Annotated in this window: 15 protein-coding genes; 5 read left to right on the top strand and 10 right to left on the bottom strand. The window is 63.7% G+C overall.

Going from position 1 to position 15,656, the window contains the following annotated elements; all coding sequences use genetic code 11:
• Nucleotides 1-283: 283 nt before the first annotated feature.
• The 5 genes from NFH97_RS00005 (at nucleotide 284) to NFH97_RS00025 (ending at nucleotide 4,892) form a co-directional block, all read left to right on the top strand.
• A complete protein-coding gene (locus NFH97_RS00005; protein ID WP_349624157.1) occupies nucleotides 284-526 on the top strand; it encodes a hypothetical protein in 243 nt (80 codons plus the stop codon).
• Complete coding sequence (locus NFH97_RS00010) at nucleotides 523-1,812, top strand: GNVR domain-containing protein (RefSeq protein ID WP_349624158.1); 1,290 nt, start codon at nucleotides 523-525, stop codon at nucleotides 1,810-1,812. Before NFH97_RS00005 ends, NFH97_RS00010 begins: the two co-directional genes overlap by 4 nt.
• Before the next feature lie 650 nt (nucleotides 1,813-2,462).
• Nucleotides 2,463-2,672 (top strand): hypothetical protein, encoded by a 210-nt coding sequence (locus NFH97_RS00015; protein ID WP_253028577.1) that lies wholly within the window; start codon nucleotides 2,463-2,465, stop codon nucleotides 2,670-2,672.
• On the top strand, nucleotides 2,669-3,955 hold the full coding sequence (locus tag NFH97_RS00020) for a GNVR domain-containing protein (RefSeq protein WP_349624159.1): 1,287 nt from the start codon (nucleotides 2,669-2,671) through the stop codon (nucleotides 3,953-3,955). The genes NFH97_RS00015 and NFH97_RS00020 overlap by 4 nt, the downstream gene beginning before the upstream one ends.
• Nucleotides 3,956-4,058: 103 nt before the next feature.
• Entirely contained in the window at nucleotides 4,059-4,892 is an 834-nt protein-coding gene (locus tag NFH97_RS00025; protein ID WP_349624160.1) for an RNA methyltransferase, read from the top strand.
• A gap of 64 nt (nucleotides 4,893-4,956) precedes the next feature.
• Here the strand turns inward: NFH97_RS00025 and sodC are convergent, their stop codons facing one another.
• The 10 genes from sodC to NFH97_RS00075 form a co-directional block, all read right to left on the bottom strand.
• Nucleotides 4,957-5,490: a superoxide dismutase [Cu-Zn] SodC gene (gene sodC, locus NFH97_RS00030; protein WP_349624161.1), complete on the bottom strand. Its 534-nt coding sequence runs from the start codon at nucleotides 5,488-5,490 to the stop codon at nucleotides 4,957-4,959.
• Nucleotides 5,491-5,763: 273 nt separating this feature from the next.
• On the bottom strand, nucleotides 5,764-7,122 hold the full coding sequence (locus tag NFH97_RS00035) for a Na+/H+ antiporter family protein (RefSeq protein WP_306168734.1): 1,359 nt from the start codon (nucleotides 7,120-7,122) through the stop codon (nucleotides 5,764-5,766).
• A gap of 450 nt (nucleotides 7,123-7,572) precedes the next feature.
• Nucleotides 7,573-8,604 (bottom strand): branched-chain amino acid transaminase, encoded by a 1,032-nt coding sequence (locus NFH97_RS00040; protein ID WP_349624162.1) that lies wholly within the window; start codon nucleotides 8,602-8,604, stop codon nucleotides 7,573-7,575.
• Entirely contained in the window at nucleotides 8,601-9,812 is a 1,212-nt protein-coding gene (locus NFH97_RS00045; RefSeq protein ID WP_349624163.1) for a histone deacetylase-like amidohydrolase, read from the bottom strand. The genes NFH97_RS00040 and NFH97_RS00045 overlap by 4 nt, the downstream gene beginning before the upstream one ends.
• Before the next feature lie 8 nt (nucleotides 9,813-9,820).
• A complete protein-coding gene (locus NFH97_RS00050) occupies nucleotides 9,821-10,177 on the bottom strand; it encodes a RidA family protein (protein ID WP_108132815.1) in 357 nt (118 codons plus the stop codon).
• 101 nt (nucleotides 10,178-10,278) lie between these two features.
• Nucleotides 10,279-11,313: a histone deacetylase family protein gene (locus NFH97_RS00055; protein WP_045994862.1), complete on the bottom strand. Its 1,035-nt coding sequence runs from the start codon at nucleotides 11,311-11,313 to the stop codon at nucleotides 10,279-10,281.
• Between the two features lie 41 nt (nucleotides 11,314-11,354).
• Nucleotides 11,355-12,632: a TRAP transporter large permease gene (locus NFH97_RS00060; protein WP_108132764.1), complete on the bottom strand. Its 1,278-nt coding sequence runs from the start codon at nucleotides 12,630-12,632 to the stop codon at nucleotides 11,355-11,357.
• Nucleotides 12,629-13,273: a TRAP transporter small permease gene (locus tag NFH97_RS00065; protein ID WP_349624164.1), complete on the bottom strand. Its 645-nt coding sequence runs from the start codon at nucleotides 13,271-13,273 to the stop codon at nucleotides 12,629-12,631. The genes NFH97_RS00060 and NFH97_RS00065 overlap by 4 nt, the downstream gene beginning before the upstream one ends.
• Before the next feature lie 64 nt (nucleotides 13,274-13,337).
• Nucleotides 13,338-14,390 carry a TRAP transporter substrate-binding protein gene (locus NFH97_RS00070; RefSeq protein WP_045994863.1) on the bottom strand — a complete coding sequence of 351 codons (1,053 nt, stop codon included), beginning with the start codon at nucleotides 14,388-14,390 and terminating at the stop codon, nucleotides 13,338-13,340.
• A gap of 376 nt (nucleotides 14,391-14,766) precedes the next feature.
• Nucleotides 14,767-15,531, bottom strand: coding sequence for an AraC family transcriptional regulator (locus NFH97_RS00075; RefSeq protein WP_349622500.1), 765 nt, complete (start codon nucleotides 15,529-15,531; stop codon nucleotides 14,767-14,769).
• Nucleotides 15,532-15,656: the final 125 nt, after the last annotated feature.

Raw genomic sequence — 15,656 nt, forward strand, 5'->3', positions numbered from 1 at the left:
GCAACGAGTTCTGCCGCGCTTCCCCTTCGCTCCGCCCTGTCAGCGGCACGACACCCAAGAGCCCAGACCACGGCTGCGACGTCCTTGATCTTCGTCAGGACGACGCAGCGTGGCGACCTGTACTTTCCCCCTTCCTGATCTACAGCAGCGTTGCGCCGCGTCCACATCGCTAGGCTGTTCGCCCAGCAGATAGCCCGTGGTTTTCCGTCCTTGAAGGTTGCCCCTGTGGCACACCGATGACTCATCGACCGCCAATTCCTCAACGCTCGATCAGGACTCTCCGATGTCACCCTCTCGGCTACTACTTCTCGGCCCCATCGCCTTGCTGCTTCCCGGGGGCTTTACTCTGTTAGGTGGGCGTTCCCTGCATGCCGCCCTCGTCTTCCTTGCCTGGCTGTCACCACTGGCCGCATCAGCACTGGGGCTGATGAGCCTGGTCGTCGCCCGCCTGGCGGAGTCTTTCAATCTTGTTACCCATGGCCTGGTCCTCAGCATGCATCTGGCACTGTGGAGGCCGCAGCGGTGACCGATCACGACAGCCAACTTCCCGCGCTTTCCTATCGGCGCGATGATGAGATAGACCTGCGCGACATCGCCCTGATGTTGCTTGACGGCTGGAAGTGGATCCTTGGCAGCGTGGCCACCGCCGTGGTGCTGGCCCTGGTGTTTGTCGCCATAGCCCCGCAAAGCTTCCGTGCGTCGACCAGTTACACCCCCTCGTCGGAAGGACTGCGTCTTCTCAACGAGATGCCCGACATCGACTACTCGGCAGCCTCCACTCAGACAGAACTGGAACTTAAGCTCGGTAGCTTCGGCAACCTGCGCGACTTCATCGACGACCATCCCGAGTGGCAGTCCATCGCCCAGTCGGAGGCCGACGAACAGGAGGTGACCCTGGATGAGCATCTGCGCCTTCACTACTTCGACAAGCTAAAGGTTACGCGTCCCGGCAAAGACGGGACAGGCCCGCACCAGTTGAGCCTTGTGTATCCAGAGTCGCTGCAGGGGGCTGCTCTACTCAATGACTATCTGGCATGGACGGAGAGGCAATATGCCCAGGTTCTGGCGCAGCGCGCCGAACACTCACTGGAAACGGCGCTGGCACGCAATAGTGAAGAGATGCAGGCACTTCTGGAAGCCTACCGGGACAGCGTGAACGTCGAGATCACACGGCTGCAAGAGCAACATGACGTTCAGTTAGCCGAACTCGATGACCAGCTTCAGGCCGAAAAGAATGCCGAGCGCAAGGCTCGCCAGGAGCGCATTCGCACTCTGACCCAGGCTGAGGCCATCGCACAGAGGCTCGGCATCACCCAGCCCACCTCACCGCCGGCGTTCGGAGAAAACGGACAAACCCAAGTTAGCCACGGTGACAGCGGCAACGCGACAAACCTGCCGCTCTACTTCATGGGCACCCAGGCACTGGCCGCAGAAAAAGAGGTCGTCGAACAAAGCCTGGAGCAGGAAGCCAGCACGCCTGCCATCCGCGAAATCGAGAAAGAGCTCGCGCAATTGCGGCATCAGCGCCAAATCGAAGCGTTGCAGCAACGATCCGACGACTCGTCGTTTGTCGACGCCTACAATCAGTTGAGCCAGGAAAATACCCTGCTGCGGGCCAACCGCGTCACCGCCGACGATATCGACATCATCGAGGTGGTCAACCTGGCCTATCGTCCGAACCGTCCGGAAGGCCCGGGCAAGGCCCTGGTGCTGGCACTTGCCGTGATACTGGGGGGCATGCTGGGCGTCATGCTGGTGATGTGTGTATCGTTCAGCCGAAGCCTCAAGCGCTACAGGGCCCAGCGGGCTTGATCTTGCCAACCCGACCTGGCAGCGCCAGCGCTGCACCCTTAGCCACGATCCGCTGGCTCTCACCGTCCTCCAGCACTAGCCCCGAGTCAGATCATGGCCTGACTCGGGGAAGCGCCTCGTCCCTACCCACCTTGCCTGTCACGCTTATTGGTTGAATTCAGGTGCCAAAGGGAACAACGGATCACTCCTTGCACCATTGGCCGTGCTGGACACCACCCCGGCTTCACCCACTACCCTTGGTTCCCTGAACAGGTGCGCGCCAACCTGGGCATCATGGCTTATCCTGCATAGCGCCTGCGAACGTCAAGCTGGCATCAAGTGGGAACAATATGCCTACCCCACTCTGGAAACCACGCTGCCTCAGTGCCATTCGTGTTGTCAGACCTTGGTTGGTCATGTTTTACAGAGCACCTCGGTGATCAATCGAATCAGCACATAAAAAATCAATTAAACTCATATCAGCATATAAACGTTGTATTTTTAATAAACCGACCAGTCCTTATGCGCATTTCAAGTTAACATAGACTTACATACTTACATTCTCCCTGCTACTTTCAACCGCAATATAAAGTGCATATAAGCACTATCCCTTGGCTCACGCAGGGCTGATAAACGCCATGTCAACACTTAAACACCTGGTGGCATCCCCCATGATGCTGCTGCTTCCGGGCGCTCTGGCGTTCAGCGAACGACGCTATATCTCAGCGGCCATCATGCTCGCCGCGGCACTTGCGCCCATCTTCCTGCTGTATCTGGACCTGGTCGACACCTCTCATTTTCTTCTTGCGGAAGTGTCTGTCCTGCTCGTTCACCTGCTCGCTCTGACGGCGAGGCTTGCTGTCTGGAATCCTCACGCATGAACTCTTTCAACCACCAAGCCGTCGATCAACCTGAGCATCCTTCCTCTGACGAGATTGACCTGCGAGACATTGCCATCATGCTGATCAACGGATGGCGCTGGATCGCCGTCAGCATGGCAACCTGCCTCGCACTGGCGACGCTCTATCTGGTGGCATCCACACCGTCATACCATTCTTCGCTCGCCTACACCGAGACCAGTGATGGTCTCAATGTGATCAACCGCATTCCGGGGATTGCCATCACTCCCCAGCAAGCCGTTTCCGAACTGGAGATCCGCCTGGGGAGTTACGAGCGCTTCCGCGGCTTCCTCGACCAGCACCCCGACTACGCCGACATGCTGATGCAGGATAGCGCTCCGGAACTCGAAGGCACGGTGCTTCGCACGCAGTTCCGAGAGCTGAAGGTCGCGCCTGGCGACCTCGCCTCCGGTAGCCCCGGGGAGGTTAGCTTCTCCTATCGTGAAGATATCGACGGCGCTGCATTGCTGAACCAGTACTTCCAGTGGTCGCAGCGGCAGTACACCGAAGACCTGCTCGCGCGCGTCGATCGTAGCCTGGCCAGCGCCATTTCACGCAATGAGGCAGACATGGAAGCCCACCTGGAGGCCTACGACGCCGAGCTTGACGCGACCGTCACGCGGATGAGCGAGGAGCACTCGATTCGCCGGCTCGAGCTCCAGGATCAGCTTGCCGCCGAACGCGCCGCGGAGCGCGCTTCCCGCGAGGAGCGCATTCGCACCCTGGAAGTAGCAGAAGAGATCGCCGGCATGCTTGGCATCACCAAGCCGACGTCCCCACTATCGCTGGGAGACGCCGATGACGCCGCCCGTATCGTCTACGACAACGTCAGCATCGGCAATGATCTACCACTGTACTTCCTGGGTACCGAAGCCCTGGCGGCCGAGCACGAGGTATTGAAGCAGGGGCTCGACCAGCCCATCTCCTCGCCGGCCATCCGTCAGATCGAAAAGCAGCTCGAACAGTTGCAGCACCAGCGACGTATCGAGGCTTTCAAGTCTCGCGAGAGCGACTCGGCGTTCATTGACGCCTACAACCAGCTACGCCAGGAAAACACTCTGCTGAGGGCCAACCGCATCACCGCCGACGACATCCACGTCGTCGAGGTGGTCAATGTGGCCTATCGCCCAATACAGCCCGAGGGCCCCGGCAAGGCCCTGGTGATGGCGCTCGCCGTGATCCTCGGGGGTATGCTCGGCGTGATGCTGGTGATGCTGGTGGCGTTCAGCCGCAGCCTCAGGCGGTATCGTTCACAGACAGCCTGATCTTTCCACCACCGTCTCAGGGGCCGCCATCGCGGCCCCTTCGCTTTGGGCGAAAGTGGCGGTATGGTGTCGCTCGTTTTCCCATCGACGGTTGCCGTGCTCCATGACTCAAGCCTTGCCCTTCGCCAATCTGCGCATCGTTCTCGTCCAGACCTACCATCCCGGCAACATCGGCTCCGCCGCTCGCGCGATGAAGACCATGGGCCTGACCGATCTGGTGCTGGTCAATCCACGCGTCTTTCCCGATGAAGAGGCCACCCGCCTGGCCGCAGGTGCGGCAGATGTGGTCGAAAACGCCCGCGTGGTGGAACGTCTCGAGGACGCCATCGATGACTGTGTCAGGGTGGTCGGGGCCAGCGCCAGGCTGAGAAGCCTGCCACTGCCTCACTATGACGAACCGGACGAGATGGCCCAGGCGCTGGTGAAGGACGCGGTGCATGACCCGGTGGCACTGGTCTTCGGCCGCGAGCGCTTCGGCCTGACCAACGACGAAATCCGCCTGTGCTCGCATCAGGTCAGCATTCCGGCCAATCCCGACTACGGCATCCTGAACCTGTCCCAGGCGGTGCAGGTGCTGGCCTACGAGTTGCGCCGGGCCTGGCGCCGACTCCCCTGCCCTGATGTCGATGCCGCCGTCGATAGCGATGCCGACACGGATACCGACACCGATACCGACACCGACAACGTCGCCACCTCGGGGACACCGTCCCGGCTGCGCCAGCCCACCCGCGAGCAGATCGCCCACTTTCAGGCACATCTGGGCCGGGTGATGCGCGACAGTGGTTTTATTACCCAGCCCCACGCTCGCACCGAGGAACAGCTCCAGGCGCTGTTCGCCCGGGCCACGCCCACGCGCAAGGAACTCTCGCTGCTGCGCGGCCTGCTGTCATCCCTCGAGGCGCACCTGCCCCCTTCCAGCGACGATCGCCAGGACTGACGTCACTACAGCAAAAGGCCCCGCCTGAGCGGGGCCTGGATGGCCATGTCGGGGGTGGCGTCGATCAGCCTTCGATGACGCCACAGGCGACGCGGGCACCGCCACCGCCGAGCTTGGGCTCGTCGGAGTAGTTGTCACCACCGGCGTGAATCATGATGGCGTGACCTGCCAGGTCCTCCTCGCTGATGCGCGGCGCCAGGGTCGGCAGTGTCGCCTCGCCCTGCTGTCCCACCGCCAGCGCCGGCAGGTCACCCAGGTGGCCGTCACCGTAGGGGCCCTGGTGGGTGCCGGTGTCCTCCGGGTCGAAGTGGCCTCCGGCGCCAGCCGCCGCAACCGTCTCGCCGTCCTTCTCGGCCGGCTCGCAGCTCGGGTTCACGTGAACGTGAAGGCCGTGGATGCCGGTGTCCAGACCCTCGAGGTCGGGCGTGATCCTGAGACCATGCTCACTATCCTCGAAACTGATGGTGCCGAGGGAGTCGCCAATACCGTCGGTGCTGACGCTGTGCATCTCTACCTCCGTGGCGGCGTGGGCGGCGCCAGTTACCAGCAGGCCTGCCCCCAGCAAGCACGATCCGGCAAATACGCGTGCCTTCAACATCTTGTCGCTCCTGTCCATGTGTCGATCCTCTCCATCTGTGAACAAGTGTCCTGCTGCGCCCTGGGCTCGATAACTCCTTCATCTTCCCGGGAGCGCCACGACCCACCGGTCGATGAGTCTCCCCCAGCGTGGACCATATCGACGGATCTGCACAACCCGTAGCACTCATGTCTCACTATTGCGGCGGCTCACACGTCGATGTTCGGGCCGGGCCTGGCGCACAAAAAAACGCCCGCGCGAATAGCGCGGGCGTCTGGGCTTTCCGGTGGGCGATCACAGCGTCATCGCCGCCAGCCAGCCAAAGCCGATCAACGGGATGTTGTAGTGCACGAAGGTCGGCACCACGCTGTCCCAGATATGATCATGCTGACGATCCACGTTGAGGCCGGAGGTCGGCCCGAGAGTGGAGTCCGACGCCGGGGAGCCGGCGTCACCCAGGGCGGCGGCGGTGCCGACCAGGGCCACCGTCGCCAGATCGGAGAAGCCGAACTGTACCGCCAGCGGAACGAAGATGGCGGCGATGATCGGGATGGTCGAAAACGACGAGCCGATGCCCAGGGTGATGAACAGCCCCACCAGAAGCATCAAGAGCGCCGCCAGGCCACGGTTGTCGCCGATCACCTCGACGCTGGCGCTGACCAGCGTCTCGATCTCGCCGGTGGCGGTCATCACGGCCGCGAAGCCGGAGGCCGAGATCATGATGAAGCCGATCAGGGCCATCATGCGCATGCCGCTGGTGAACAGATCATCGGCTTCGCGCCAGCGGAAGATGCCGCCCATGGACAACAGCGAAAAGCCCACCAGGCCACCCAGGATCATCGAGCCGGTATAGAGCTGGATGCCGAGCGCAGCGACGATCGCTATCACCGACATGATCAGGCCCAGGGTGTGAGGCTCCTCGATCTCGCTGTGGTCGTGGCCATGGCCGTGGGCCGGCGCATTGCCAAGCTCCACCTCGTCATAGACCCGAGGCTTGCGGTAGGACAGGAACACCGCCACCAGAAGCCCGAGGAACATGCCGGCGACCGGCACGCCCATGGCCATGGGGACCATGGCGCGGTCGATCTCGAGGCCCAGTGCGGCGCCAGCCTCGTTGATGTTGGCCAGCAGGATGTCGTTGAGGAAGATCGCCCCGAAGCCTACCGGCAGCAACATGTAGGGCGCGGTCAGGCCGAAGGTCAGGGTACAGGCGACCGCGCGGCGGTCCATCCTGAGCTGATTCATCACTTTGAGCAGCGGCGGAATCAGGATCGGAATAAAGGCGATGTGGACCGGGATCAGGTTCTGGGAAGAGATCGCCACCAGCAGCACGCTACCGATCAGCAGGTACTTGACCGTGGCCTGACGGGAGGCGCTGGACTCCTGCCCCAGCAGAGTGATCAGGCGGCGTGCCAGCAGGTCCGGCAGGCCCGAGCGAGAGATCGCCACGGCGAAGGCACCGAGGGTGGCGTAGGCCAGCGCCACCTTGGCACCGCCACCGACACCGTCGTTGAAGGCCGCCAGGGTGTCCTCGATGGACAGACCACCGGCCAGGCCGCCCACCAGCGCCCCTACCACCAGGGCCAGCACCACGGAGACCCGCGCCAGCGACAGTCCCACCATCACCAGCACGGCAAGGATTACAGCGTTCATAGACGAATCCAGGTTTAAGTTCGAGAGAGGGTTTGCGCAATCAAGGCTTGTCTGAAAAGCGCCTGCGCTCGCCGGCTTTTCGTGCCAAGCCTGGTGCCTGGCGAGACGGCCTCGACTGCCGTACGTGACGGCGCCTGGGCATTTCGCCGGTAACAGGCGGCGCGAATGGTACCAGAAAAGTCCTGTGGCCGGGATGTCACCAAAGGGTCATGAGGCGGTTATCTGAGTGACACACGCCTGGCCGATACTACCTCTGTGTTCAGGCGACACCGGGCAAGGGACACTGCCCCTCGAGCGTCACGGAGGCGACGGCGCGGGAAGCGCCAAGGGAGCAACACGGGCACAGGGAAGCTGCCCCAGGGAGGAAAGACGGCTAGCTGCGCCACGACTCAAGGGTCGTGGCGCCTTTCTTTGTGGCCATCGTGCAGCCGCCTGGTTGTGTAAACCGACCTAGTCGCTGTCTGTGTCGATATCCACTTCGTTATCCGTCGGGACCAGGTTCAGCCAGTCGGCGTAGCGCGCCAGGTCATGGCGATCTCCGTTGGTCGCCGGTGACAACCGACCTCGACAGACGTCGCGATACAGTCGCTGCAGTCTTGCCGTCAGGCTATCGACGGCTATCGGCTCAGCGACCCCGGGAGCTCCCGCGCGGGCGCCGATATGGCGACCATCGAGCTCCCGCAGCGGCAGTATCTCGGCGGCGGTGCCGGTAACAAAGGCCTCGTCGGCGATGTACAGCTCATCGCGGGTGATGCGGCGCTCCTGCACCTCCACGCCCAACACCTCACGCGCCAATCGGATCACGCTGTCCCGGGTGATCCCCTGCAGGCAGGAGGTGACCTCCGGGGTGTGCAACACCCCGTCTCGATAGAGAAAGACATTGGCCGCGCTGGCCTCGGCCACGTAGCCTTCGGCGTCAAGCATGATCGCCTCGTCAAAGCCCGCCTTCACCGCGGTATTCAATGCCAGCATGCTGTTGACGTAGTGGCCGCTGGTCTTGGCCCGACAGGCGCTGATATTGACGTGATGGCGCGCCCAGGACGAGGTCAGGGCCCTGAGCCCGACGGCAGCGGTCTCGGCGCTGACGTAGGGTCCCAGGTCCCAGGCCACCACCATCATCTGACAGCTCAACGCCTTGGCGCGCAGCCCAAGGCCCTCGGGACCGAGAAACACGGTGGGCTTGAGGTAGGCATCGGTCAGTCCGTTGCGGACCAGGCACTGGCTCTGTGCCTCGATCAGCTCTTCATGGCTCCAGGGCACCTCGAGGTCAAGGATATGGGCGCTGTCCAGCAGGCGTCGGGTATGCTCGTGGACCCGAAACAGCCGGGCATTGCCGTTGTCGTCACGATAGGCGCGCACCCCCTCGAAGCAGCCCATGCCATAGTGCAGCGAATGAGTCAGCAGATGGGTCGTGGCCTCCCGCCAGGGCAGCCATTCGCCGTTCTTCCAGATCCAGCCGTCGCGCTGGTGCAGTCCACTCATGTGCCTGGCTCCCTGTCCCTGTTCCTGTTTGCGTCGCTGTCCCTGCCACAGACGCAGGCGATAGCCTCTTCAGCCTGGCTGTCGTCGCGGGCCTCGGTGATCTGCCCAGGCCAGTCGCGCCGCCAGCCATCGATCAGTTCACGCTGGTGGGGCTGCAGTGCCTGATAGCCCCAGGCGGCGATCTCGTCGTTCTGTGGGTCATCCACGCCGATGTCGCTGTCGGCCAGCGCCTGAATCACGGCGTGGCCACACAGCGGGACATAGCCTTCCGAGTAGCCGCCTTCGTGGACGACCACCAGGCGCCCTTCACAACATCGCTGAGCCAGCGCCTTGACCGACTGGGCCATGCGTCCGAAGGCATGGCTATTGAGCAGCATCTTGCCCAGCGGGTCCTTGGCGCAGGCATCATAGCCACAGGCCACCACGATCAGATCCGGCGCGAAGGCCTCGATGGCCGGCAGCACCAGGCGCTCGAACGCATAGTCGTAGGCGCCAAGCCCCGAGCCCGGCGGCAACGGCAGGTTGAGACAGGACCCCGACGCGCCCTCACCGCCCTGCTCGTCGAAGCCACCGGTCTCGAGCGGATAGTTGCCGGCCTGGTGCAGCGATACCGTCAGCACCTCGGGGTCGTCCCAGAAGGCGCTCTGCTGGCCGTTGCCGTGGTGCACGTCCCAGTCGAGGATCGCCACCCGCCGCACCAGCCCCAGCGCCTTCGCTCGCATCACCGCCACTGGAATGTTGCCGAGCAGGCAGAAGCCGCGACCGCGATCGGCTTCGGCGTGGTGCCCCGGTGGACGGCACAGCGCATAGGCGCTGGTGTGGGTGCCACGGGCCACCGCCTCCACCGCTGCGATGGCAAGCCCGGCGGACTGCTGGGCGCTGGCAAGACTGCCCGGGCGATAGGGCGCGGCCTCGCCGGCATCGCCACCCAGGCCCGCATCACCCGCCTCCAGCGCATCAAGGTAGTCTTTCGTGTGGAAGCGCTGCAGGTCCTCGCGGCCGGCCGCCGGCGGCTTCACCACCTCAAGCTCGTCGATCAGCCCGCTGACCTCCAGCAGGTTCTTGAGACGGCGCTTGCTCTCCGGGCTCTCCGAGGCTGGCTGGGGCTGCAGCCAGGGCCCTGGCGCCGAAAATACCCCGATCGCCCCCTGGTCGTGCCAGAAGCAGCGCTCGTGCCAATAGAAACCGGTCGTCTTGCTGTGGCTCATGGGCGACCTCAGGCCTGGGGCAAGGCGGCCACCACCATGATCTCGACCTTCCACTCCGGCCGGGCCAGGCGCGCTTCCACCGCGGCACGCACCGGCGGACGACCGGGGCTGACCCAGGCGTCCCAGGCGGCATTCATCTCGTCAAACTCGGCCATGTCGGTAACCCACACCTGGGCCGAGATCAGTCGATCCTTGGAGGTCCCGGCCTTGGCCAGCAGTTCGTCGATTCGCGCCAGCACCTGCTCGGTCTGGCCGCGCATGCCTTGGCTGGCGTCAGCCGGTACCTGGCCGGAGAGGTAGACGGTGCCATTGTGCACGGCGATCTGGCTCATGCGGTCGTTGCTGTCGTGAAGGGTCGGGCTCATGGTGTTTTCCTTGTGGGAGATCATCCGCGGGATGATCGTTGGGCTAAGTATTGAGCTGTTCAGGGCTGTATCAGGCTTTATCAGGCTTTATCAAGCTATGGTCAGGCGTCGTTGAATCCGCGCAGGAAGGCGGCCAGGTTATGGCTCAAGGCCGCGGTCGGATAGCCGCCCTCCTGCACCAGCACGGTGGGCAGGCCCAGTTCACCGATCTGGCGACCGATGGCGACGAAGTCCGGGGTTTCAAGCGTCAGCCCCGCCAGCGGGTCGTCCTTGTGGGCATCGAGTCCCAGCGCCACGACCAGCGCGTCCGGGCTGAAGCTCGCCATGGCGTCGAGCAGCTCATCGAGACCGGCCTGAAAGGCCTCGATACCGCTGCCCAGTGCCAGCGGCACATTGAGGTTGGCGCCGAGTCCAGGACCGATGCCTGTCTCGCCGGCACCGCCCCAATAGTAGGGATAGAAGTCGCTGGGATCGACGTGCAGCGATCCTGTCCAGACGTCGCCACGGTCGTAGAAGATGTCCTGGGTGCCGTTACCGTGGTGGAGGTCGATGTCGAGGATCGCCACCTGGGACACATGCTCGCGCAGCACCGTGGCCGCCAGGGCGGCGTTGTTCAGAAAACAGAAGCCCCCGGCACGATCGGGACCGGCGTGGTGCCCCGGCGGACGACACAGAGCGTAGGCGGTGCCGCCGCCGGCGACGATGCTTTCGGCGGCGGCCTGGGCGGTAGCGGCACTGGCCAGGATGCCCTGAAAGCTGGTCTCGGTCATCGGACAGGCCATGTCGTGCATGTGCCAGCCCACCTGCCCCACCGGATGGCGCGGGTAGTGCTTGCCGCCGCCGCAGGGATGGACGTTCGGCGCCACGAATTCGGTGGCGTCCGGCAACGCCTGCCAGCGGGCATGGATGGTCTCGAGAAAATCCAGGTAGCGCTCGCTGTGGATCTCCTTGAGACGCTCCCTGAGCGTGGGACTGTCGACCTCGGCCGGCGCTGTCAGGGCCAGGCCGACCTCGGCCAGGCCTTCGCTCAGAAGCTCCGCCCGGCGGGGCCCTTCGGGGGAATCGGTAAGGGCTCCACGCTTCAGGAACTGAGGCGGCGCGTGACGTTCCTGGTCAGGATGGTAGAAAAGTTTCATCTGCATCTGTCTCCGGTGATGACGCTCCGTCACTGCTCACATCAGTCGAGCAGCGAGGGGATCCATGTCGATAGTGCCGGAAAACCCGCCAGCAACACCACTACCAGGATAAAGGCGGTATAAAACGGCAGCGACGCCAGGATCGCCTTTTCGTAGGGGACCTGGGCGATTCTTGCCGCCGTCATCAGCGTCATGCCCACCGGTGGCGTGACGTTGGCGATGTTGAGGGTGACGATCATGACGATGGCGAAGTGCAGTGGATCGAAACCCAGGCTGACCATCGCCGGCACCACCACAGGGCCGATGACCACTAGCGCCGGCAGTACATCCATGACCGTGCCGATGACGATCAGCAACAGGCACACCAGCAAGATCTGTACGAAGGCGACATCGCTCAGGGAGGTGATCAGGCTCGCCGCCTCCCGGGCGACGCCAGAGCGGGTGACAAACCAGCCGAGCACCGCCGAGGTCGCCAGCAGAAAGAACACGACACCGGAAAACTTGACCGTGGTCACGAGCGCCTGGGCCACCTTGGCCAGGGTCAGGTTGCGATAGAACAGCATGCCGATCAGGATCGCGTACACTGCGGCAAAGCCCGAAGCTTCGGTGATGGTGGTCATGCCCGAGAGTATCCCGCCGAGGATGATCAACGGCACCAGCATGGCCGGCAGCGCCGAGAAGAATGCCAGCAGAGCCATCTTCAGCGGTGTCGGCGCCTGCTTGGGGTAGCCCCGCCGCCAGGCCAGCACGATGCTGGTGGCCAGCAGCGCCACGGTCATCAGAATACCCGGCACGATGCCTCCGGCAAACAGGTCGATGACCGAGACGTCCCGCAGCAGGGTGGCGTACACCACCATCACCACGCTTGGGGGAATGATCGGCCCGATGATCGAGGAACAGGCGGTGATCGCCGCCGCGTATTCGGCGTCGTAGCCCTGCTTCTTCATCTCAGGAATCATGATCTTGCCGATCGCCACGGTATCGGTGATGGCGGCCCCGGTCAGCCCGGCGAAGAACAGCGACACCGTCACGTTGACGTGAGACAGCGCCCCCCTCACCCGGCCGAACAGCGCATTGTTGAAGGCGATCAGCTTCTGGGTCAGCCCGCCCTGGTTCATCAACTCGGCGGTAAAGATGAAGTACGGCACGGCGATCAGCATGTAGCCGGAGACACCGGAGAACATGCGATCGGCGATGATCCCCACCAGGCGCTCGCCGCCCAGCTCATAGACCCCGGCAACCCCCGAGATCGCCATGACCACTGCGACCGGGGCGCCGATCGCCAACACCAGGATAAAGGCCAGAATCGCGGCGGTCATGAGCGTGGCTCCCGGGCGACAGCGTCGCCTTGTGGTGAAGAGGGATCGGAGGATTCGACACGGCTGTCGACCGCCTGCTCGGCATTGCTGCCGGTGCCATTGTCATTGGAATGGATCGCCTGCTCGATCACCGCGTCGCTGTCGATGAAGTGCTCGAGCAGTGCAAAACCGTGCACCAGATGCAGCGCGATGATGGCGCCGGTCAGCGGCACCGCGAAGGTGGTCCACTTGTAGGAAATCTGAATACTGTCGGACACCATGTAGCTCTGGCGGGCGTTGGAAAAGAAGTCCCAGCCGTAGAACATCATCAACACCGCCAGCGTGCCGATGACGGCCAGGGTCGCGCCGGCTGCCAGCACCACCAGCGGGCGCGGCAGCAGCTTGACCAGCAGTGTCATGGCCACGTGCTCACCGGAATGCAGCGCGATGGTCGAGGAGATGAGCCCGATCCACGGTAGGAACAGGCGGGCCAGGGAATAGGTCCAGCTGAGCGCCCCGCCGGTAAACAGGGTGTACAGAAACCCGGTGAACGAAATACCCAGCATGGCCAGGACGCAGCCGACGCAGAACACGATGGCGAGGCGATTGACGCCGTCGCTCAGGCGCTGGAGCCAGGCCTGAAGAGATCGCAGTGATGACATGACAGGAGAACTCGGGCAAGGCGGTGGGCACTGGCGGGGCGGCCTGGCCGCCCCGCCGCGACAATCACTGGCCGTAGCGGCTGTAGGCCTCTTGCGGCAGCGACTGGCGCAGGCCATCGACCTCGGCCAGCAGGTCGTCGATCAAGGCGGCGTCGAGTCCGAAGTCGTCGACGATCCAGCTCTTCCAGGCCGGACGCGCCACCTCTGCCATGCGCTGGCGCTCTTCTGCCGGCATCAGGTAGCACTCCTCGAAGATCTCGCAGGACGTCTGCCAGCTGGCGGTCGCCAGCATGCCGGAAGCGCCATGGCTCAGGCTGACCGCCTCACGGGCGGCGTTGGTGATGACCCGCTGGTGCTCCTCGGGCAGCTCCTGAAACCAGCTCTCGCTGACCATCCAGCTGGCGCTGTTGTACACGTGCCCGGTCAGGGTGGTGTAGTCGGTCACCTCGTCCAGGCCGAAGGTGGTGTTGATCACCGGCGCGTTGAACTGACCGTCGGCGAGTCCGGTCTCCAGAGCGGTGATCAGCTCGCCCCACGGCAGCGGTGTGGCGGAGGCACCCAGCGCCTCCATGGTGGCGACGTGGGCCGGGTTTTCCTCGGTGCGGATGTTGAGCCCCTCGAGGTCATCCACGGTCTTGATCAGCCGCTCGTTGTTGGTGAAGGCGACAAAGCCGCCACCATCATCGAAGGTCCCCAGATAGCGCATGTCCGCCTGTTCGATGGCGCCCTGCATGAAGTCGGCGAACCACTCGCCATCGAAGAAGGCCCAGGCCTGGCGCCAGTCATCGAACAGGAAGGGGGCCGTCACCGCCTGATACTCGGGGTAGAACGACGACATCGCGCCGGAGGTCAGAATGGCGGACTGCAGCGCCCTGCCACCGGCCTGGACCTGGGAGCCGGTCTCGACTTCGGAGCCCATCTGGCCGCCACCGAAGATGCTGACGGTGACGTCGCCTTCGGTGCGACTTTCCACCAGTTCCTTGAAGTGGACGAGGGCAGGATAGATGGCGTTGTTGGTCAGGTTCTCGGGGATCAGGGTAGCGATGGCCATCTCGTAGGACTGAGCCTGCGCCTGGGACGCCATCAGCGCCAGCGGCAACGCCGCGAGCGCCAGCATCGGCGCTCGTCGCCGCTGTCTGGACTGTTGGCGACGGCCACGGCCACGCCGGGCGCCTACCTCGTGGTTATCGTGCGAGCGGCGGTCAGCCGCAATGCGGTCGTCAGTGCGGGCGGAGGCAGGAAGGGAGGTCGAAGACATCGGTAACTCCGGTTGTTGTCATGGTTGTTGTCATTGTTGATGGCGCCGAATCGAGGCCGGCGCCGAGAGACTCCTTTTCAGGCTATGCGCGAAACCCATCGTCAACTTGCCCGAGACTACGAAAACCTTGCCCGGGACTCAGGCAAACCGTGTCGTCGGCCACAACGTCACCGCGACGAGAGGAGAAAAGTGACAGGTGGCTGAGCGCGAGAGCGGAGAGAGGCTGAATCGCTGTTTAGAAACCTGTGCGCTCCTGGGAGGGCGCCACCCCATGAACCCTGCGATAAGCTCGGGAAAAACTGCCCTGGTCACGAAAGCCCACCAGCGCCCCAATCTGCCCCAGCGGCAACTCGCTGTGACGGATCAGCGCCTGGGCGTGGCTCAACCGGCGTCGGCGAACATAGGCCTGCGGCGTCATCCCGGTGGCCTGGCGAAAGCTGGCGTGGAAGTGACCGGGGCTAAGCGCGCACAAGGACGCCAGGTCATCCACGCGAATGTCGCTGGCCAGGTGCCTATCGATCCAGTCGTCCAGCAGACGCAGATCGAGCCGACCGCTGACGCCCGTCGATCGTGTTGGGGCACAGGTTTCGCTGGAAGCCTCCAGATGGAGATAGAGCGCGCGCAACAGAAGCGCTGCGATATCGTTGCCCAGGGTGGGGAATTGATCCAGTTGCCGCATCAGGCTGTCGGCAAGTCGCTGCAATTCGGGGGGCACCGCAAAGAAACGCGGTCGCTCGAACAGTCGGGCCACGTCGACGTCTGGCAGCCCGAAGACCACCGGCACGTCGAGCACGAAGGTACGATTGTTGCCGTCTCCCAGGTAGTCGTGATGGCAGTTGCCTGGAATCAGGCAACCACGCTCGGCGGTGACCCGTTGCTCCCGCCCCTCAAGGGATAGTTCGGTACTGCCGCAGGTGGGCAGAATCAACTGGTGGTAGCCGTGCACGTGGGAGACGTGCTCGTTGGCCAGGGTCTTGGTCCTGAGATCGATCCGGCTCACGATCGCCTCGCCTGAAGAAGATACCTCTACCATGCCGCTCACCGAACAGCCTGACAAGCCGGGGCGAACGCCCGGCTTCACGCGACCTCAACGCTTGTCGCCTGGGCATCCTTGTGGCGGGGGCA

Origin of the sequence: Halomonas sp. SCS19, from assembly GCF_040147015.1 — a bacterium.
GTDB classification, from domain to species: domain Bacteria; phylum Pseudomonadota; class Gammaproteobacteria; order Pseudomonadales; family Halomonadaceae; genus Halomonas; species Halomonas litopenaei.